At 69.2% G+C, this 19,577-nt stretch carries 13 protein-coding genes and 1 pseudogene; 7 read left to right on the top strand and 7 right to left on the bottom strand.

Annotated features, from left to right (window positions below):
• Window positions 1-157 precede the first annotated feature (157 nt).
• The 4 genes and pseudogenes from WME82_RS36015 to WME82_RS36000 all read right to left on the bottom strand — a co-directional run.
• Window positions 158-790 carry a class I SAM-dependent methyltransferase gene (locus tag WME82_RS36015; protein WP_438039010.1) on the bottom strand — a complete coding sequence of 211 codons (633 nt, stop codon included), beginning with the start codon at window positions 788-790 and terminating at the stop codon, window positions 158-160.
• A gap of 11 nt (window positions 791-801) precedes the next feature.
• A complete protein-coding gene (locus WME82_RS36010; protein ID WP_437852346.1) occupies window positions 802-1,755 on the bottom strand; it encodes a LysR family transcriptional regulator in 954 nt (317 codons plus the stop codon).
• 109 nt (window positions 1,756-1,864) lie between these two features.
• The gene (locus WME82_RS36005; RefSeq protein ID WP_438044962.1) at window positions 1,865-5,815 is read right to left on the bottom strand and encodes a GAF domain-containing protein; all 3,951 of its coding nucleotides are present in this window, start codon (window positions 5,813-5,815) and stop codon (window positions 1,865-1,867) included.
• A gap of 660 nt (window positions 5,816-6,475) precedes the next feature.
• Window positions 6,476-7,474: pseudogene (locus tag WME82_RS36000) on the bottom strand (serine/threonine protein kinase); the annotation flags it as partial.
• 6 nt (window positions 7,475-7,480) lie between these two features.
• On the opposite strand from WME82_RS36000, the gene WME82_RS35995 reads away from it, so the two are divergent.
• A complete protein-coding gene (locus WME82_RS35995) occupies window positions 7,481-7,864 on the top strand; it encodes a hypothetical protein (RefSeq protein WP_438045026.1) in 384 nt (127 codons plus the stop codon).
• 578 nt (window positions 7,865-8,442) lie between these two features.
• Here the strand turns inward: WME82_RS35995 and WME82_RS35990 are convergent.
• Together WME82_RS35990 and WME82_RS35985 are read right to left on the bottom strand one after the other, a co-directional pair.
• Window positions 8,443-9,681: a glycosyl hydrolase 53 family protein gene (locus WME82_RS35990; RefSeq protein WP_438039009.1), complete on the bottom strand. Its 1,239-nt coding sequence runs from the start codon at window positions 9,679-9,681 to the stop codon at window positions 8,443-8,445.
• 233 nt (window positions 9,682-9,914) lie between these two features.
• Entirely contained in the window at window positions 9,915-13,190 is a 3,276-nt protein-coding gene (locus tag WME82_RS35985; RefSeq protein ID WP_438039008.1) for a glycosyl hydrolase 115 family protein, read from the bottom strand.
• 1,263 nt (window positions 13,191-14,453) lie between these two features.
• Between WME82_RS35985 and WME82_RS35980 the strand changes: the two genes are divergently transcribed.
• Window positions 14,454-15,098 (top strand): hypothetical protein, encoded by a 645-nt coding sequence (locus WME82_RS35980; protein ID WP_438039007.1) that lies wholly within the window; start codon window positions 14,454-14,456, stop codon window positions 15,096-15,098.
• Between the two features lie 41 nt (window positions 15,099-15,139).
• Here the strand turns inward: WME82_RS35980 and WME82_RS35975 are convergent, their stop codons facing one another.
• Complete coding sequence (locus tag WME82_RS35975) at window positions 15,140-16,123, bottom strand: phosphotransferase family protein (RefSeq protein ID WP_438039006.1); 984 nt, start codon at window positions 16,121-16,123, stop codon at window positions 15,140-15,142.
• Window positions 16,124-16,320: 197 nt separating this feature from the next.
• On the opposite strand from WME82_RS35975, the gene WME82_RS35970 reads away from it, so the two are divergent.
• The 5 genes from WME82_RS35970 (at window position 16,321) to WME82_RS35950 (ending at window position 19,551) form a co-directional block, all read left to right on the top strand.
• Entirely contained in the window at window positions 16,321-16,452 is a 132-nt protein-coding gene (locus WME82_RS35970) for a hypothetical protein (RefSeq protein WP_438039005.1), read from the top strand.
• Window positions 16,449-16,907: a hypothetical protein gene (locus WME82_RS35965; RefSeq protein WP_438039004.1), complete on the top strand. Its 459-nt coding sequence runs from the start codon at window positions 16,449-16,451 to the stop codon at window positions 16,905-16,907. Before WME82_RS35970 ends, WME82_RS35965 begins: the two co-directional genes overlap by 4 nt.
• Window positions 16,908-17,146: 239 nt before the next feature.
• Window positions 17,147-17,569 (top strand): hypothetical protein, encoded by a 423-nt coding sequence (locus WME82_RS35960; RefSeq protein WP_438039003.1) that lies wholly within the window; start codon window positions 17,147-17,149, stop codon window positions 17,567-17,569.
• A gap of 150 nt (window positions 17,570-17,719) precedes the next feature.
• Window positions 17,720-18,718, top strand: coding sequence for an ABC transporter ATP-binding protein (locus WME82_RS35955; RefSeq protein ID WP_438039002.1), 999 nt, complete (start codon window positions 17,720-17,722; stop codon window positions 18,716-18,718).
• Window positions 18,715-19,551: an ABC transporter permease gene (locus WME82_RS35950; RefSeq protein ID WP_438039001.1), complete on the top strand. Its 837-nt coding sequence runs from the start codon at window positions 18,715-18,717 to the stop codon at window positions 19,549-19,551. Before WME82_RS35955 ends, WME82_RS35950 begins: the two co-directional genes overlap by 4 nt.
• Window positions 19,552-19,577: the final 26 nt, after the last annotated feature.

Raw genomic sequence — 19,577 nt, 5'->3', positions numbered from 1 at the left:
TCGCGCCGACTCCGGCCGCGGTTCTGACTCGGATTTTGCCGCTATTGTTGCTCGCGCATCCCCGTCCCCCGTGGCCGAGCGCCGCGGGGAGCATCCGATCTCGGATCGGAACCAGGGTTGGCTGGTCGCATGAGGGTCGGTCGCAGCGAGCTGCGCGTTATCCCGGCTTCTTCGCCACGAGGAACGCAACCATCCTCCCGCCACCGACCTCCCGCTCCTCGATCTCGACGAACCCTGCCTCGCGCATCTCGCGGAGGATCGCCTCGCGATCGTAGGTGTGGACGACCGGCGCCTTCCCGAACCAGCGCAGCACCGTGATGATCGCGCCGTAAGGTATCCAGGTGTCGCCGAGGCAGACGTTGGACGAGATGAACGAGCCGCCGGGCTTGAGGAGGTCGAAGATCGTCTTGAGGGTGCGCCGCCGATCGGGGACGAGGTGGAGGATGGAGTAAGCCCAGGCGCTGTCGAAGTGCTCGGGCTCGTACGGGGTAGGTCCGTCCAGCGTGCCCTGGCGAAAGGTGACGTTGGTCGCGCCTTGGGCCTGCTTCTTCTGGTTGGCGATGCGGATCATCTCGCCCGAGACGTCCATCGCGTGGATGTGGCCGGCGAACGGCGACATCTCGAGGGCGAGCGAGCCGGTGCCGCAGCCGATCTCGAGGACCGTCGAGCCCGGGCGCAGGCGCTCGCGGGTGATGGCCTTCTTGCGCTCGAAGGCGGTGACGTTCGCCACCGGCTTGGCGGCGTACTTCTCGGCGAGGTCGTCCCAGAACTTGGCGTCGGCGGTCATCATGGTCGACGAATCTACGCACGCGGCGCGTCCGCGCCTGGTGCAAGTTCGTGACGCAGGGGCGCAGTTTCGCGCCACCCCTCGGCCTCGCCGCGAAACAGCGCCGCGCGCTCCGTCATCGCCGCGGTGATGCCCTCGCGCGCGGCCCGCAGGCGCGCGTTGTCCCGGAGATCGCGGTGGCTGAGGAGCCAGAAATCGGCGACGTGGCGCAGGTCCGGCCTGGCGAGGCGCTGCAGCCCGGGCTCCGGATCGCCGGCGTACGTGGGTAACATCACGAAGCCGAGGCCCGCGTGTGCGGCCTCCATCATGATCGCCATCGACTCGAACGTGCCCCAGATGGGAACCTCGGGATAGCTCGACGACGCGACGAGCTCCTTGACGATCCTGAGCACGCTGGATCCGAGCCAGCGCGCGGGGCGCGCGCCGCGCTCGGGGTCGAGCTGGGCAGCGTGCGCGGTCGCGACGTAGTTGCAGAGGGTGATGGGGGCGAGCCGCCGCCCGATCAGGTGCTCCGGCGGGGACGCGCCGGGCAAGAGCGCGCGCACCGCGACGTCGGCCTCGCGCTTCGACAGATCCAGGTTCTTGGCGTCGGCATCCAGCTCGAGCTCGATGCCGGGATGCTGCTCGCAGAGGCCGGCCAGGGCGCGGAGGAGGATCTTCGCGATGAACGGGTCGGTGCAGGTCACCCGCACGGGCCCCTCGAGCCGCGCGTCTTGCCCGGCGAGGCCGCGCTCCAGCGCGGCCATCTCCCGCTCGACGCGCTCCGCCCCCGAGACCATCTCGTTGCCCGCGTCCGTCAGCTGGTACCCGTCGCGGTGCCGGTCGAACAGCTTCACGCAGAGCCGCGCCTCGAGGGCCTCGACCCGCCGCGCCACGGTCGAGTGGCTCACGCCGAGCATCGAGCCCGCCGCGCGGACGGAGCCCGTTCGAGCGAGCGCGAGAAAATGGCGCACGTCATCCCAGTCCACGACGCCCGCCAGCATACCCCTCGCGGGCGCGCGCGACAGATGCAGATGCGAGCCGCCGTGACCGAGGGCGCCGAGGCGCCGCGGGTCGACGTGACGGCCGAGGCGCGCGTCAGGAGGTCTGCGAGGAAGAGGGCCGAACAAACGAGGGCTCGCAGGAGCGGGAGGCGAGCGCGCTCTTCGGCATGAGGAGGACCAGCATGAACGGCCGGTGGCCATCGCGCTCCTCCCCGGTGAAGCGCACCAGGGCGTCACCGCCGCGAGCCCGGAGGCTCGCGCGCACGATGTCGAGCCCGACACCTCGACCGGCTACTTGACCGATCGTCTCTGCGGTCGAGACGCCGGACAGGAAGATCTGGTCGGCCAGGGCTTCGTCGGGCAGCGCATGAACGCCCTCCCGCCGACGCAGCTTCTCGAGTGAAAGTCCGCTGCCATCGTCGAAGATCTGCAGCTCGAGCCCGCCCGGTCCGCTCCGCACGCGAACCTCGATGCGGCCCTGCGCCGGCTTGCCGGCGAGCTCTCGCACGTCGGGCCTCTCGATGCCGTGATAGAGGGAGTTGCGAAAGCACTGAACCAGGATGTCTTTCACGAGTCCCGTCCAGTCGCTGGCCAGCTGCGCCTCGGCCTGCTCCGTGAGCACCGCGGGCGCGGGCTTCCCGAGCTCCGCGGCCAGGCTCGGCAACATCTCGCGCGTCTCGTCGACCACGCGCGCCACCGACGTAGGGTCGAGGCGCGCGAGGACTCCACGCAGCTTGCGCACCAGCTCCTCGGCCGCGTCGGTGGAAGCGGCCGTCGCGACCAGGCCCTGGATGTCGTGAAGGACACCCTCGCTCAGTTCATCCAGCCCCTTGCTCACGGCCGTCAGCCTCTCCTGGCAAACCGACTCGTATTCCGCGATCGTTCGCTCGACGGCGTCCAATTGTTCCAGCAGTTCGCGCCTGTCGACCGGCTGCTCTGGCTCCCGGCGCAACGCCTGGCAGGCGTGCTCCGCGGAGTGCAGGCAGTCCACCAGGTGCGTGAAGCCGTGCAGGCGAGCGTTGCCTTTCAGGGTGTGCAGGTCGCGCAAGGCGGCATCACAGAGCTGCTCGGAGCTCTCGACGTCCGGCCCGAGCGCCGCGCGATTTGCGGCCAGCAGCTCGCGACAGTTGACGCAGAACGCTCGTGTGGCCTCGACGCCGCAATCGAGCGCCTGCACGATGATGTCGACCTCGCGCTCCTTGTTGCGCGCCGCTTGCCGCAAGCTACGCAGCAAGGTAACGTCGCGAACCGTGACCAGCAGGCGCTCCACCTGGCCTGCTTCCGACTCGATGAAGTTCCAAGTGATCTCCAAGAACTGGGGTTTGCCGCCGGGACCCGTACGCTCCACTTCACGGATCAGGTGGTGGGTATTCAGCGCCGCCAGCCACGGCTCTTGATCGAAGGCGCAGCTGAGCGCTGCCGCTGCCGCGCTCCGCGCGTCCGGTCGCACGCTGGAGCCATCGAACAGCAGCGCGAGGCAGTCGCGACCGACCAGCTCTGCACCGCCGAGGATCTCCGCCAATCGTCGAGAGTACCCCGGTTCGACGCGGCGGTTCCGGTCGATGGTGAAGACGCCCTCGTCCAGATTGTCGAGCATCGAAGCGATTTGACGGTTCTTGAGCGCCAGCTCCTCGGTGCGCTGGGCCACTCGTCGCTCCAGGCTCTCGTAGAGCTGTGCGTTGTAGATCGAGATCGCCGCCTGGCTGGCAATCACCTGCAACGCAGCCAATCGATCGAGCGTGAAAGCATACGCGCTGACGTTGTTCTCCACGTACAGCGCGCCCAGGACGTCGCCCTTGCGCATGATGGGAGCGCACAGCACCGAACGTACGCTCCGCCTTCGAATCTGCGGGTCCGCCTGGAAGGCGCCGGCCTTCGATGCGTCGTCCAGCGTGACGGCCTCTCCCGTGCGCAGCACGTAGCTGACGACGGTGGGGCACAAGAACTCGGCTTCCGAGTACTCCACGCGCTGCGAAAGGCTCGTGATCGGGCGCTCCACGTGGGCGCGCGCCTCCACGTAGTACGTGCGATCGGTGTCGTCTTGCAAGACGAGGCAGCCGTGCTCCGCCCCGGCGTTCTCGATCAACGTGGCCATCAGCGCGGCGAACAGCCGCTCGGTCTCGACCTCGACGAAGATGCTCTGCGTTGCCTTGAGCAGGGACGCGCTGTCGAAACCCTGGCCGGCCGCCATCGCGCCGCGCGGCGTCGCGACGTCTCCTCTGGCGGCATCCGCGAGCAAAGCGGGGTGCTCACGCGCCAGCAATTCGAGCTTCGCCGTGGCGCCCCAGTCAGCGTAGAGCCGGTAAGCCGTCTCCAGGCATGTCCTGGCGTGAAGGGGCTCGTCCAGCGATAGCCACATCTCAGCCTGGTGCTCGTGGACGAGCGCCCGCAAATGGATGAACCCGTCTCCGGCCGTTCTGATCGCGTCGCGGTAGCGGGCGAGCACGGCTTGCAGCGGCTGCCCCGTCAGGCGCGCGTGCTCGGCGGCCAGGAAGTGGGCCTTGTGAGCGAAGTTCTCCGAGCACAGGCGGGACCAAGCCTCGAGCTGCTTCAGGTTCTCCTCGATGACAGCGAGCAGGGCCTCCCGCGCCTCCGGGCCTCCTTCGCGGCACGCCCTCGCCGCCAGCAGCCCCTCGAAGAGCTTGTAATCGGGAAGCGAGAACTGCCCCGCCGCGATGATCAAGAACTCCCGGGTGAACTCCGTCCACTGACGCGCCGAAGCGAAGTCGCCCAGGATGAAGCTCGTCATCATCTGGGCTTGCCCGTAGGCGTAGCAGTACTGGGTGCTCTTCTCGGCAACCACCACGGCGGTCGCCTCGTGGTCGGCCGCGGCGACGGCCTGCCTCTCCGATTCGCGCGCCGTCAATCGGGCGACGGCTCGCTCGACGACCAGCGCGTTGACCAGCTGACCTGCCGCCGAAATGTGCGTCAAGTACCGCCGCAGCTCCGCTACCTGCTCGCGACAGGCCCGCAGCCGCGCGCCGACCAAGAACGAGCGCTGGGCGCGATCGCTCTTGGCGTAGGCGACGTGCTGTAGGTCGCCGAGCATGAGCCCGCTCTTCTCCCCTCGGTCGTAAACCGCGAACAGATCTCGGTAAGTCCCCTTCCAGTGCGCAAGAAAGCCCACGAACACGAAGCACACGCCCGATTCGACCGGGGTCGGCGAGAAGCGCTTCAAGAGCTCGAAGGCAGCCAGGCCGATGCGATAGGCGGCATCGTAGTCGCCCAGCATCGCGAGGAGGATGATGCCGCAGTCAGCGAAGTTCTTGCACGAGACCGCGTCGACGCCGCGGCATAGCGCCAGGTCGAACATGATGAGCTCCGCCAGGAAGAACAAGGGCGGATAGGTCTGAAACGCCGGAGGAATCACCTGCGCCAGCAACTCGAGGACCAGGCGCGCCTCTGCGTCCTCTGCCGTCGGAAGCGCCGGCAGGCCCTCGATCGTCACGCGCGCCAGGTGCGCCTGCAGCTTGCCGATACCCTCACCGATGCCCTGGTTGATCTCGTCGGGCGCCTCCGGCAAGCGCACGCCGAACTCGGCCAGGGCCGCGCGCACCTGGACCACGGCGTCCAGCATTCGCCCGCCGTGCTCGAGGATCCGGGTCTTCAAGACATGAACTCGGCCGCGCGCCAGGCGGTCGGGGGCGAGCCTGAACGCCTCGTCGCAGAACGCTTCGACATGCGGGTCAGCCAGCACGAACGCTGTCTCGGCGCGCGCGAAGATCGCTCGAAAGGCCAGATCCGGCGAACGTTCGCCCTCGCAGCCGGCCAGCAGCTCGACGGCGATCTCGGCGTGGGTCCCCGCGATGCTCCACGCGCCGCTCTGAAGCGCCTGGTGACTCGCGGTCAGGTTGAGCTCCACGAGGTCGAGGCGCTCTTCTCGGTCATGGATCGCGCGGCGAGCGGCGTTCAAATGATGAAGCACCTCGAAGATCCGACTCGGCGCGCGATCGCCCCGCAGGCGCTCGCGCAGGATCCGCCCGATGCGCCCATGGGCTGCGACGCGCTCCGCGTCGCTGGCGCGTGAGAGCGCCGCCTGCTGCACACGCGAGTGTTCGAAGGCGTACGATGCAGGCTCGTGGCTCCGGCCAGGCGTCGACGGCTCCGCTCGAGCCTCGACGGAGACCTCGGACAGGAGACGATGGGCCAGCCCCTCGCGAACGAGCTCGAGACAGGCCGCGAGCGGTCTGTCCACGGCCTCCGACAGGGTCTGCAGATCGAAGCGCATGCCGAAGCACGCTGCGGCAGACAGCAGCCTCGCCGCCTCGGGACAGAGGTTCTCGAGGCGCTCCGCCATCAACGCGCCGACATTGTCGCAAGCGGGGTGCGCCTCCGCGCGCTGCAGGTCAGCGGACCATCGGCCGCGCTCGACCTCCAGGCGCAGGATGCCCTGTCGATGCAAGGAAACGAGCAGCTGACCGATGAAGAACGGGTTACCGTCGGTCTTGCGCCTCACGATCTCCGCGAGCCCGCGGGCTTCAGCGACAGGCGCGCGCAGCGAGCGAGCCACGATCGCCGCGACCGCCTCGGAGGACAGCGGCCCGAGCGGCAACGTCAGCACGACCTCCTTCGCCCGGTGCAACGTTCTCTGCAGGCTCAGGAGCGTCGGCGCGTCACTGACATCACCGCCGCGGAGCGCGGCCAGCACCATCACGTGACTCGAGTCGGGGTTCGTCAGGATGGCAGACAGCACCTCGGCAGAGGCGGCGTCGAGCCACTGAGAATCGTCGAGCACGAAGGCGAGGGGACGCTCCGGCGTGGCGAAGATACGGATGAAGGAGAGGAAGACATGCTGCAACCGGCGCCGCGCCTCGATGGGGTTCAACGCGACGATGGACGTGGAGGGACCGGTGACGCAGTGGAGCGCCGGCACCAGCTCGGTCATGATGCCTGCGTTGTGCCCCAGAGCTGCGGTCACGCGCTGCCGCAGCTCCGTCAGCTCGGCTTCGGAGAGCGACAGCAGGTCCCCTGCCAGGCGTCGTAGCACCTGCGCCAAGCCAGACAGCGGCACTGCCTGAGCTCGCTCTTCGAACGCCGTCGACAAGAGGCGCGCCGGCGCTCCGCTGTGCTGTTGCAGGAACTCCGCGAGCACGGCGGACTTTCCGGCGCCCGCGGCTCCTGGCATGAGCACGAGCAGCCTCTTGCCGGAGCTCACGTCGTGGAGGGCGCCTGCCAGCGCGGACAGCTCGGCGTCGCGTCCTTGGACGTCTCGACTGACGATGAATTGACTGGAAACGTCATTCTCCCCCAGGACCAGGGCAGGGAGGGGCTGCGTTCGCCGGAAGCTCTCACAGAGCGTGGTCAGGTCGCTCAGCAGCCCGTGATCACTCTGGTAGCGCTCGTCAGGATTCTTCGCGAGCAGCTTGGACACGAGCTGTGCGAGGACCGGCGGTATGTCGGGCGACAGCTCGGTGACGAGCGGAGCGCGCTTGGACACGTGCGCGTGAGCCCAGCCGATGGCGTCGGTCGCCGCGAACGGCAGCTGGCCCGTCAGCATTTGGAAGAGCGTGACGCCCAGAGAATAGTAGTCTGCTCGGTGATCGGGGCGACGGTTGAGGCGGCCCGTCCGCTCTGGCGCGATGTGGGCGAGTGAGGGCGCGGATTCGCAAGCGGCGCCGCCTGCCCCGTCCTCGGAGACTGCCAGGAGATCGGCAAACTCGACACGTCGAGTCTCGAGATTGACCAGAAAGCTGCCATGGCTCATGTCCTCATGAAGCAGCCCCTGCTCGTGCGAGCGATGCAGCAAGCGAGACATGCCGAGCGCGAGCTCCAGGCACGTTCCGACCTCCAGGCCCTTCGGGGGAATCTCGAGCGGTGCGCCTCCGAAGTCCTCCATGATGAGCGAAAGCTCGCCGTCTACCTCGCGCACGTCGCCGTCGATCGCGAGCGTGCCGATTCGGCGCCACATCTGCAGCTCGAGCTCCAGGACCCGGCGCGGCTGAGCGACCTCGTTCCGGAGCGAGTGCAGCAGCACGCTCGCGCCGGAGGTCGCGCGGCGCGCGCGCCGCCAGATGCTGCGCGGCAATACGGCCACGGTCTCCGTGACCTGATAGGCGTCGTCACCGAGGTGCGCTTGACTGTTTCGGTTCATTGATCTGCGTCCCTCTCGCTTTCGTCGCCCGACGCTGGTTCTGCCGTGTGCTCGAGAACGGCGCTCCCCCTGATGGCTGAAGGAGACACAGCGCCTCGCGGCCCCCCTGCCGGGAGCCGCTCACCCGCTGCGCCCCCGTCGCCTCCCGCTCCCGTCCTGGCGCCCGGTGCCGGCCCTGGCGCCTCCCGTGGGAGCAGGGTCGGCGGCGCGCTCTGGCCTAACGACGAGAAATCGACGAACCAACGCAGAGAGAAGGAAATCCAAAGCCTTCCGAAACGTCAAGCCCCAACTGCGGGACCTTGCCCCGGTCGGCAGCGCATTCGTCGCTGCGAGCTGGCACACACCCATGAAAAAAACGACGCTATATCAACGACTTGACCCATGCGTCGAAGGGCGCCGCCGTCACTCCACAGCCTGCGGGAGCTCGTGCCTGCCGTGCGCTCGGGCTCAGCGCACGCACGGTGGCCCGCTGGTGCGACGGCCGGGCGCTCTGGGATCGCGACGGGCTCAGCGCCAGGAGATACGTGCCACGGTGATCGTGAAACGGGGCCCTCGGGAGCGCCACGAACCTGCTCCCCGCTTCAGAAGTCCCGGTAGTCGACCTTCATCTGATCATAAGGCGCGATCATGCTCTCGATGACATCTCCGTTCGGCGAGAAGATGCGCTCGTGCCACTCGGTCGGCTCCCAGATGAAGGTGCCGAGCCCGCGCTTGTCCGGGATGTTGAACATCAGGTCGTTGGCCGCGCGCTTCTCCCACGAGTACTCCGCCACCACGAACTTCAGGTCGGGATAGCGCTTCACGAGATCATCGAAGTTCGCCTTCCACCCCGAGGGCGGCCCCTGGTACTCGGTGTAACAGGACTGGCCGAGCACATCGAACTCGACGCCCTGCCCGAGCACCCCGTCGACCCACCAGCGCGTCGCCGCGTTGTCGTCGCAGCGGTCGAGGTGCAGCATGACGGTGATCGTGTCGTCGGCGTCCTTGACGCCCTGGATCCCGGCCTTCAGGAGCGAGCCCAGCCCCTGGAACGCCTGCCCGGTGACGAAGCCGTCAGGCCACAGCAGCCCCTGCGGGATCTCGTTGCCGATCTGGACCATGTCCGGGCGCGCGCCGGAGGCGCTCAGCTGCTCGATCGCGTCCCGCGTGAACTCGCGCATGGCGCTCGCCAGCGCGCCGCCCTCGAGATCGGTCCAGGCGACGGGCTTGTGTTGATCGTCGGGGTCGGCCCATACGTCGCTGTAGTGAAAGTCGAGCAGGAACCCCATGTTCGCTCGCTTCACGCGCCGCGCCATCTCGAGCGTGTGCTCGAGATCGCAGAAGCCCTCGCGCGAGTAGGGGTCGTCGTCGACGGCCGCGTCGGCGTACACCGCGGTCGGGTCGTTGAACAGGCGCAAGCGGATCCAGTTGAACCCGTGCGCCTTCAAGATCTCGAGGATGTCCTTCTCGACGAGCTCACCCGTCCGCGGGTCGATGTCGCGGAACACCTTGCCCCCGGCCTCGCGCTCCTGCACCCACGAGATGTCCGCGCCGAGGATGAAGCCCTGGGGCGCGCCCGGCGTCCCGTCGCCTCCGCTCCCGCCCGTGCCCGCGCCGCCCGCGCCGCCGGCGCTCGCGGACGTTCCACCCGCGCCGCCGGTGCTCGCGGACGTTCCACCCGCGCCGGCTCCGCTGCCGCTCGTGCTGCCGCTCGCGCCGCCCGCTCCGCTCCCCGTGGACGCCTCGGCGCCCGTCGACGCGGCCTGACCGGCGCCGCCTCCGCCGGCCGCCCCGGCCCCCGAGCTATCACCGCACGCGGCGAGCGCCGGAAGCAGCGTCACCACACCCATCCATCCCAGCGTCTGTCGCAGCATCCCTGATCCCGGCGAGGATCCTACCATTGGCCATTCGCGCGATCACGGCGCACGAAGAGGGCGCGTCCAGGATCGCGGCGCCGCAGGTAGAAAGATCCGCTGTCGGCAGGCGCCGGGGCGCATACGGGGGCGCATCAATGACGAGGGCCCGCCGCACAGCGTGTGCGCGGCGGGCCCTCGGACTGCTCACAGACGATGGTTTACTGCTGCTCCGGCCCCTTGCCCATCCAGTAGCTCTCGGGCGGGCCCAGGAGGCTCTCCTTCACGCCACCGGCGTCCACCACGATCTTCTGGACGATCACGCCAGGATGGACCATCCACACCTTCAGCGTGTGGTCACCCGCCGCGGCGATCGTGTGCTTGGTGCGCATGATGTTGGCGTTGTCCGAGGTGTGCCGCTCCCAGATCTTGTTGCCGTTGCCGTTGAGCTCGACGGCGTGGCTCGTGTTGACCTTCTGGATCGGACCGTCGTCGAACGACACGGCGTACTGCAGGCCCTCGGTCCAGTTCTGGAAGTTGTTCCTCGGCGACACGTAGACATACACGTTCACCGGGCCGCTGCTCGTGAGGTGCATGTCGTACTCGAGGCGAGGCGACGCGCCGCCGGGCTCCTGGGCCTCGGCCGTCACAGGGAACGGCGTCACGCCCGACCCGGTGCGCCCGATGTCCGGGAGCAGCTTCCACTCGACGTCATCCGTGCTGACCGCGCGGCTGTAGTGATCGGCTTCCATCGAGACATAGCCGTTCGCCTCGATGAAGCGGTTCGGCTTCCACGCGACCTGCCGCGGGTCCTCGACGCGGGCCGTGACCACCACCGAGCTCCCGTCCGAGCCCGTGACCGTGATCGGGACCTCGACCGGGAACGTCTGGTTCGTGGGGATCATGACCCAGTCGACCCTCACCGTCGCGCGCACCTCCTTGTCGACGACACCGTGGCTCGGATAGACGTTCAGCCACGGCGGGCACGGCGTGTTCGCGGCCCAGCCGGTGGGGCACTCGACCGGGAGAGCGGCATCGATCGTGTACTCGAGCGGCTCGCTGCCGCGGTTGAACACCTCGATGTACTGCTCGGGCTGCGTCTGATACCGGCTGAACGCGGGCAGCACGGGGGTCGCGGTGGTCCCGTCGCCTGCCCCGGCGCCCGTCCAGAAGTTGCTCGATCCGTCGATCGCCACACCGAGCTCCGCCGCTTCGGGGACCTCGATCGAGACGAGCTCAGGCCAGATGAACTCCTGGATGTTGTTGTACTGGTGCTCCGGCTGCTGCCAGGACGGGTTCCCCGGCGCGCCGTAGCCGATGTGAGGCTGCGTCTGGAAGCCTTCCCACTTCCCGTCGGCGAGATCGTGATTGTAGTAGTAGGAGAGCGCCAGATCGTCCTGGAGCCGCGCCTCGGCGATGGCCGCCAGGTCGTTCGTGGCCGCGCGCCCCTGCGCCGCGTAGAGCTTGTTCTTGAACCCTGCCAGGCGCAGCGCGTACAGGTTGGCGGTCGCCTTCACCTGGTAGAGCACGAGCTGGAAGTAGGCGTCCTGCACCTCCTCCGGCAGGAGCCTGGCCGCGAACTCCGCCTGCGAGGCCAGCGCCTCCCACTCCTCCGTGACGCTCTCGAGCTCGCGGTAGTTCGTGAGGCTGAACGGGCTCGCGCCGTCGTCGTACGTGATGGCGGCCGTGTCGGGATCCGGGACGTCGGTCGTGGGCGCGCTGACCAGGAGATCGTAATCGACGGTGATCTTCCGGTTGGTCAGCTCCGGCTTGCGATCCGACTGCAGCAGCGCGTAGCTGTGCAGGATGTCGGCGATGATGTCCGCGTGCTCGGAGCCGAACTGCTGCTCGGTCCACCGCCGCTCCCAGTCGCCGATGCGCTCGACCGGCCAGCGGTCCGGGTTCCACGCATAGTCGAGGAAGAACTGGAGCGGGAGCTCCTCGTTCTTGAAGTCTCCGACGTTGACGACCCAGAGCCGATCCACGCCGTAGTTGTAGGCGAGGTGGAGCTGCTCCCAGACGTTGGGCAGGAGGATCGTGTCGACCCACTTGTAGTTACGGCCGCCGCCGACGTAATCGAAGTGGTAGTAGAGGCCGAAGCCGCCGGCCCGCTCCGTGCCGAGCTCCGGCAGGCGCTTCATGTTGGACCAGTTGTCGTCGCAATAGACCACCGTGACGTCGTCCGGCACGCGGATGCCGGCGTCCCAGTAACCCTGGATCTCCTTGTACAGCGTCCAGATCTGGGGGATGGTCGTCACGTCCTGCCCCGTCACGTCCTCGAGGATCTTCCGCTGGGAGTCGACGATGTCCTCCATGAGCGGGATGCCGTCCGCCGGGGGCAGGCTGACGTCGCCGGGGCCGCGCATGCCGAGCGTGACGACGCCCTCGATCTTCTCGTCGACCATCCGCTGGATGCCCTTGGTCCAGTGCTTCTTCAGCGCGTCGGAGTTCACCGAGAAGCGCCAGTCGCCCGTGCCGCCGTACGGATCGGTCTTCGGCTTGGTGACGGTGCCGGCCGCGTCCTTCACCTCCGGGATCACGTGGCGATTCCACTCCTCGATACCCTGCATCATCGGGGCCTCGTGCGAGGTCCCCATCACGATGCCGTACCGCGTGGCCGTCGCGTGGTTCTCCGGGTCGTCCTCGCCGAACGCCCGGCCCCAGACGGCCGGCCAGATGTAATTCGCCTTCATGCGGAGCGCGACCTCGAAGATCTTCTCCCAGTAAAGGTGGTTGAGCCCTCCGGGGAAGCCCTCCGCCTTGCCCGGCCCGAACATCTTGGCCGCCCAGTTGCCGGTCGCGGGGTTCTCGTCGTTGATGAAGAACCCGCGGTACTTCACCTTCGGCTCGCCCTGGGTGTGCTGCCCGGGGAGCACGAACAGCGCCTGCTTCTTCTGGGCCGGGACGTCGTCCCACCAGTACAGGGGCGACACGCCGATCTGCGAGGAGAGGTCGTACGCGCCGAAGATGGTGCCGCGCTGGTCGCTGCCGGCGATGACGAGCGCTCGGTCCACGCCCTCCATCGGCTGCTCGACGATCTGCGTGACGAACGTCTCCCACTTCCCCGTCAAGCCGGAGACGTCGAGCCGCTCGTCCGCCACCAGCTGATCGATGATCGGGCTATTGCCCACCGTCCCGACGAGGACCACTTCCTTCGCCGACGCCGGGATCTCGTTGTTGACGGCCGCGGCAGTGCCGGTCACCCGCTGGATGTCCGCCGCGAGGTCGTCCACGACGCGGTTCACGCCCGCATAATCGCTCTCGCTGACGACCAGCGGAGCGACCTTGCCGCTCACGGCGAGGGGGAAGCGATCCGCTCCACCTTCGGTTGAAACGTACTTCTCCAGGGAGCCCGTCACCGGGTCGACCGGCGACACCGGCGTCTCGCCGGGCGGGCCCTCGGGCCCCGGCTCTCCCGGCGCGCCCGGCGCGCCCGGCTCTCCCGGATCGCCCTTCGCTCCATCCGACCCGCAGGCGGTCAACGAAGCGAGCGACATGGGGAGCAGCAAGCAGAGTAGCGAGGATCCGATTCGACCCTTCCTGATGACCATGCGTGCGTAACTCATAACGGTGTTTCCCTCGTTGATGCGGCTGACCGGCGTCGTCGACGCGCCCGCGCTGGACACGGGCCGTGACCTCCGGCGCTGAGGCCGGGCGCTCCTATGCAATCGTCCAAATCCCTGCGGCGATCCGCGCGATCGTGATCGTGATCACGAGGCGCTGTTCCGAGCGAACACGCCGTGGCGATCCCGGTGATCACCACCGCGTGACATGCACACCGACGGTCCCGAGGCCCGCAGGCTCGACCCGCACCGGCCGCGCCGGACAGGACGCGCCCGCTTCGGGCCGCAGGAGGCGCGTGGAAGCGAGGCGCCCTTGACGCGCGGACACGGTCCGGCGCGGAAGGCCCCTCGCTGCACGCCGCGTTGCCTGCGGTCGGGCTGGGTTCCGTGGTCGATAGTTGTTGACAGATGAAGCTCGGAGGCAGAGTACGCCTTCTCTGCACAAGCTGGCTGGGTGTGACCCAGGTTGCACCTCGCTGGTGTGGCCCGGGAGAATTCCCGCAGCAAGCCGATCTGATCACGAATCGCCTCGATTTTTCGGGTCGGCATCCGTTTTGGTGATCGTGGCGCACGGGAGGATGCCGCCATGCGTCGAGGTGGCTGTGGCCTGGTACGCGCGTTTCTTGGTTTACCGCAGCGGTGATGAGTGACGGTGTTTATGAAGTTCCGCTCGTCGATGCGGAAGAAGGCATTGTTCTGGTAAACGATGTTTCCCGGAGCATCTGCAACCGTCGAGAGCGACGCCGCAACGACATTCAAAACACCAAGATGCCGCGTCAGTCACGTGCCTCGAAGCGAACAAGGATAAGTAAGACTCGTTACAAATGAACCAAGAGAGGGGTACAGGCAGGCTGGCCCGTTCCGCCGCGATATTGCTTCGAGAACAGCGCCATTGCAAGAGGAGGCTTTGGGGCGCTCCAACAGAGCTTCGAGGCACGGGGTTGCGTCATTGTGTGCCGGGCGCTGAGTTTGATGGCCAGTTTGTGTCATTATGGGTCAGCGGCAAGCGCTGAAGGCGGCGCGTCAATTTCGTGGGCTTCGGGTTGCGACGTCGCCCCCGTGCTGTCCGCCTGCGGATGGAGGCTGGAGTCGCGGAGCGCAACGGCGCCGCCGCGATGCGAGGACGGTGTGGCGCGCCGCTTGCTGTGCGCCATGCCTGGCACAACCTCCACAGGCTCGTTAAGAAAGGGCAACACCATGAGAGCACATCGCATCATCCAGGCAGCGCTCCTGCTGGCAGCGGCGCAGCTTCCTTTCGTCATCGCTTGCGCGCGCGTCGTCGAGGGCTCGGACGGCGCCGAGTCCGAGGCGGAGCCGGACAGGGGCGACGACGCGGATCCCGGGCCGGAGTCGTCGGACACCACGTCGGGCGGCGGCGCGGAAGTGCCCGAGCCGGCGGCTCTCGATCTGTTCGCTTGCGACTTCGAGCCGAGCTGTCAGCCGGTCACCATGCACGCCTATCCGAGCCCGCCAGAGGCGCTCTCGTGCGCGGCCAAGCTGGTGACCGGAGGCGGCACGGGCGTCCTCAGCTCGCTGCTCACGCCTGGCCCGTACATCGACGAGACCGAATCGCTGATCTTCGTGCTGGGCGACGGCACCGCGCTGGTGCAGACGCGCGAAAGGCACTGCGGGCGCGAAGGGATGGAGTGCGGGCCGACGCTGGTGTGGGAGGCGCCGTCGCCGCATCAGATCTGCGACCTCGTCGTCTCCCCGGACCTCGAAGCGGCGTGCGAGGAGGACGCCGAGGGGTGCGGCTGGTGGCCGTGGGCTGACGTGGCGAACTGCCGGGCCGTCGAGGAGCACTCCTGCGAGGACGTCGCCGCCCTGCTCGCGGCCATGTGATCGCGGCGGGGCGCGCCTACCGCGAGCGGCCAGCTCTCCCCTCAGAACGGCCAGATCGTCTGCTCCAGCTCGGGCAGCGAGGAGACCTGGGACTCCCAGCCTTCGAGCCTGAGCTGGAACCTGAGATTGCTGTACCTGTGCAGCAGCGCGAGGGCCATCAGCTTGCGGCTCAGCGCTGGGCCCAGGTCGGCAGGCGGGTATCCGTAGGCGCCGAGAAAGGCGCGCTGGAGGTCCGCGCTGCCGGCCGACAGGAAGAGGCACGGGCCCAGGAGATCGTACTCGGGTGCTCCGAGGCACGCGTCCGCGAAGTCGATCATGCCGGTGACGCTCCACCTCCCGCCCGCTCGGGTCACGAGGAGGTTCTCCGGCGTGTACTCGCCGGTCAGCAGGACCGGGACGACGGACGTCGGCAGGAGAGCGCGGGCAGACTCGAGGTAAGCCGGGATCTGCGAGACGAGGCGCTCGGGCAGGCCCATCCGCCGGTGCCGGCTCTCGCATCCGGCGATCTGGCGCTCCAGGAACGCAGCCCAGCCGAGATCGATGCTCTCCAGTCCAGAGGTGGGCAGCGCGTGGGCGGCCCTCATGATCTCGCCGACGCGGGCGAGCGCCTCGGCGCGCTCCGCGCCGCTCATCGCGGGCCAGGTCTCTTCGAGCGTGCGCCCCGGGAGGCGCGATATCACGAGATAGGGCCAGCCTTCGAGCTCCGCTAGCCAGAGGAGCTCCGGCGTGGCCACGGGGACGTTCCCGTGGAAGCGCCCCAGCGAGAGGCGCTCGGCCTCGAACTGGTGCCGGAGGAAGGGCGGGAACAGCTTGATGATCTGGCCTGCGTCGTTCGAGACGACCACGTTGGTCCCGTGCGCGAAGGCGGAGAGGCCGCCCGACGAGAGCCCGTGGCGCTCGCACACCGCGCGGATGGCCGGGAGAAACGCGGGGAGGTCGGCGCGGATCCGGTCGAAGCCGCCGGGGCCGTCGAACGACGGGAACAGGGATCGATCGCCGGGGGGCGCGCTGGGATCGGGCGGCATCGAGGCGGCGGGTACCGTAACCCGCGCGCGCCGGCGCGGCCATCGCGGAATCGGGGCGCGCGCGCTCCTGGTGAGCATGCGCCGCGGGCCCGGCGCGAGCAGGGAGACCTGGTGGCGGGGCCCGAGCCGTCGGATAATCCACCGCGGGAGACGTCGCTCCCCGAGCTCACCCGGTCCGCCTGAGAGGAGCATTCCGCATGCAGGTACCCGACGCCTCGGAAACCTTTATCGAGCAGGTCGTCGCGAGCTGCTCCTCGGCGCCCGGCGCGCCCGGCGCGGTCGCCGCGTGCTTCTGGGGGCGCGACCTCCTCGAGGAGGCCGGCGGGTGAGCGCGCTCCTATTGCGGACCGCAGCGAACCGGGACCGGGCGCGCGCCGCCGTGGCGGCGCTCGGGGCGTTCGTGCTCCTGAGCTGCCTGGGCCCGACGGCGGGTCAGGTCGATCTGCCGGGCTTCGACACCCCCGTCGAGAAGGCGCTCTCGTTTCCGGCGGGAAAGGCGCTCGAGTTCCCGGTGCACGCCGAAAGCTACGAGCACAGCGGCGCAAACCACGTGCGCATCGAGGTGACCCTGCTCCGCGGAGGCGCGCCGGTCGGCACGATGGCGTGCGACGGCTTCGAGCTGGAAGGCGGAGCCGGGTGCGGATCGAGCGCGACCCACCTGAACGGCAGCTGCGCGATGACGGTCCCCGCCGGCGGGAGCGAGGCCATCCGGGTCGTGGCGAGGCTCGCGAACAGGGGCAATTCGGCCAGATTCGACGGGCTCAGCGTCTATATCCGGGATTGAAGGCGGGCAGCGCGCGGCGAGGGCGGGCGGGCGGCCCGCTGACAAATGCCACCCCAAAAAGGGAACCGGCGCCGGACGTCGCGCGTAACCCACGCGGAGGCGCGCTGCGCCGCCAAGCCGTGCGCGCCACAGGCGCGGCGCGTTGCATGTCACCGCGAGAAAGGCCCATTCCGCCTGGCACCGCGTGCCCACCGGCCCCCAGCCTCGGTACATGGGGCGGCACGCCGCTGGCGACGGCGATGGGCAACATCACGGTGCAGCAATGCACCTATACCCCTGGCTCGTACGTGTGCTCGAACTTCGCGAACGGCTTCTGGTGGCAAGCGCAGCAGAGCGGGCTCAATGCCGCGATCTTCAGCTTCGGCTGCACGAACGTCGGACACGCGATCAACGCGATCCAGACCGACTGCACGGGCTGCGCCTCCGACATGCAGCGCTATTGCCTCATCGAGCCGCAGACCGGCGCGGCCGTCGCGTGCTGGGTGCAACGGGGCGGCGCGCCGGCCGCGCCGTCGTTCGTCCACGACACGCTCCAGGCTTGCTACCCCGGGTACCGAGCCTGCATCGCCGCGGGGAACTCGCGCAATCCTCCGGGCGTGCTCTACGCGACCTCGAACGACTACCGCTACAGCCGCTATTCGCCGCTCGCGAAGCCGGAGTGAGGGCGCGGCAGGGATCGCAAGCGGGCAGGCTCAGCATGTAGGCCGCGTTCGCGGCGCTGGCGGCTTGACCGAGGTCGGGGCCCGCGGCGCTGGCCGCTCGACCCAGGTCAAGTATGCTCCCGGGCCGCCCGTGAGACCCTGGCCGCCGTCATGCCGCTGATCGTCGTCGAGGACCTGCGCAAGGCGTACCGGGTGGCCGAGCGCCGGCCGGGCGCCCTGGGCGCGCTCGCCGGGCTCGTGCGCCCGCGCTACCGCGCCGTCGACGCGCTCGCGGGCGTCTCGTTCTCGCTCGATCGGGGCGAGCTCGTCGGGTACATCGGGCCGAACGGCGCCGGCAAGTCGACGACGGTCAAGATCCTGGCGGGCATCCTCGTGCCGGACTCGGGGCGATGCGAGGTGGCCGGCCGCGTCCCGTGGCGCGAGCGCGTCGCGCACGTGGGGCGCCTCGGCGTCGTGTTCGGCCAGCGCACCCAGCTCCTGTGGGATCTGCCGGTGATCGACTCGTTCGAGCTCCTCCGGGACATCTACCGCGTCGGCGCGGCCGATCACGCCCGCGCGCGCGACGAGCTCGTCGCGATGCTCGATCTCGGGCCGCTGCTCGACACGCCGGTGCGGCAGCTCAGCCTCGGCCAGCGCATGCGGTGCGATCTCGCGGCCGCGCTGCTCCACGCGCCCGACCTGCTCTTCCTCGACGAGCCCACGATAGGCCTCGACGCCGTCTCGAAGCTCGCGGTGCGGCGCTTCGTGCAGCGGCTCAACCGCGAGCGCGGCGTCACGGTGATCCTGACGACGCACGACATGGACGACATCGAGGCCCTCTGCTCGCGGGTCATCCTCATCGCCGGGGGGCGGGTGCTCTCGGACGGCTCGCTCGAGGCGCTGCGCGCGCAGGTCACCGCGGAGCGCTGGCTCATCGTGGACCTGGCGGACCCGGCGGCGGAGATCGCCGAGCCACGCGCCGAGGTGATCCGCCGCGAGGGCGCCCGCGTGACGCTGCGCTTCGACCCCGCCGCGATCTCGACGGCGGAGCTGGTCGGGCGCGTGACGGCCCGCGCCCCGGTGCGCGACCTCCTGGTGCAGAACCCGCCCATCGACGAGATCGTCGCGCGGCTCTACGGCGAGGGCGGCGAGGCGGGGGCGCCGCCGTGAGCGCGCCGTTCGCGGGCTTTGCGGCCAATTTCGCCGCCTGTGCCGCCGTGTTCCGGGCGCGCTGCCGCGCGCTCCTGCAGTACCGCGCTGCGGCCGCGGCCGGGTTCGGCACGCAGCTGTTCTGGGGGTTCATCAAGGTCATGGTGCTCGAGGCGTTCTACGGGAACGCCCTGTCGGGCGCGCCGCCGCCGATGGCGCTCGGGCAGGCGATCACGTACACGTGGCTCGGACAGGCGTTCTTCCAGCTGCTGCCGTTCTCGACGAACCCCGACCCCGAGGTGCGCGAGCTGATCCGCACCGGCGCGGTGGGCTACGAGCTGGCGCGCCCGCTCGATCTTCACGCGCTCTGGCTCGCCCGCGCGCTCGCCGCGCGCGTCGCGCCGACGCTGCTGCGCGCGGTCCCGATGTTCGCTGTCGCGGTGCCGCTCCTCGGGATGGGGCTGCCGCCGTCGCTGGCCGCCGCGGGCGCGTGGGCGGCGGCGATGGTCGGCGCGGCGGCGCTCGTCGGTGCGTTCGCGACGGCGGTGACGTCGACGATGCTGTGGACGACGTCCGGCGACGGCATCGCGCGGATCGTGCCGTCGCTCGTCCTCGTCGCCTCCGGCATGATCGTGCCGCTGCCGCTGTTTCCGGCGTGGATGCTGCCGTGGCTCGACGCGCTGCCGTTCCGGGGCATGGTCGACGCGCCGTTCCGGCTCTACCTCGGGCACCTGCCCGCGGGGGCGCTCCCGGGCGTGCTGCTGCACCAGGCGCTGTGGACCGCCGCGTTCGTGGCGCTCGGCAGGGCGATGGTCGCGCGCGGCCTGCGCCGGCTCGTGGTGCAGGGCGGCTGAGGGACGAGGAACGGGCGAGGAGACGA

The sequence above is a fragment of the Sorangium sp. So ce128 genome, assembly GCF_051525245.1.
Classification (GTDB): Bacteria; Myxococcota_A; Polyangia; order Polyangiales; family Polyangiaceae; genus Sorangium; species Sorangium cellulosum_B.
This window is presented reverse-complemented; position numbering and strand designations above follow the sequence as displayed.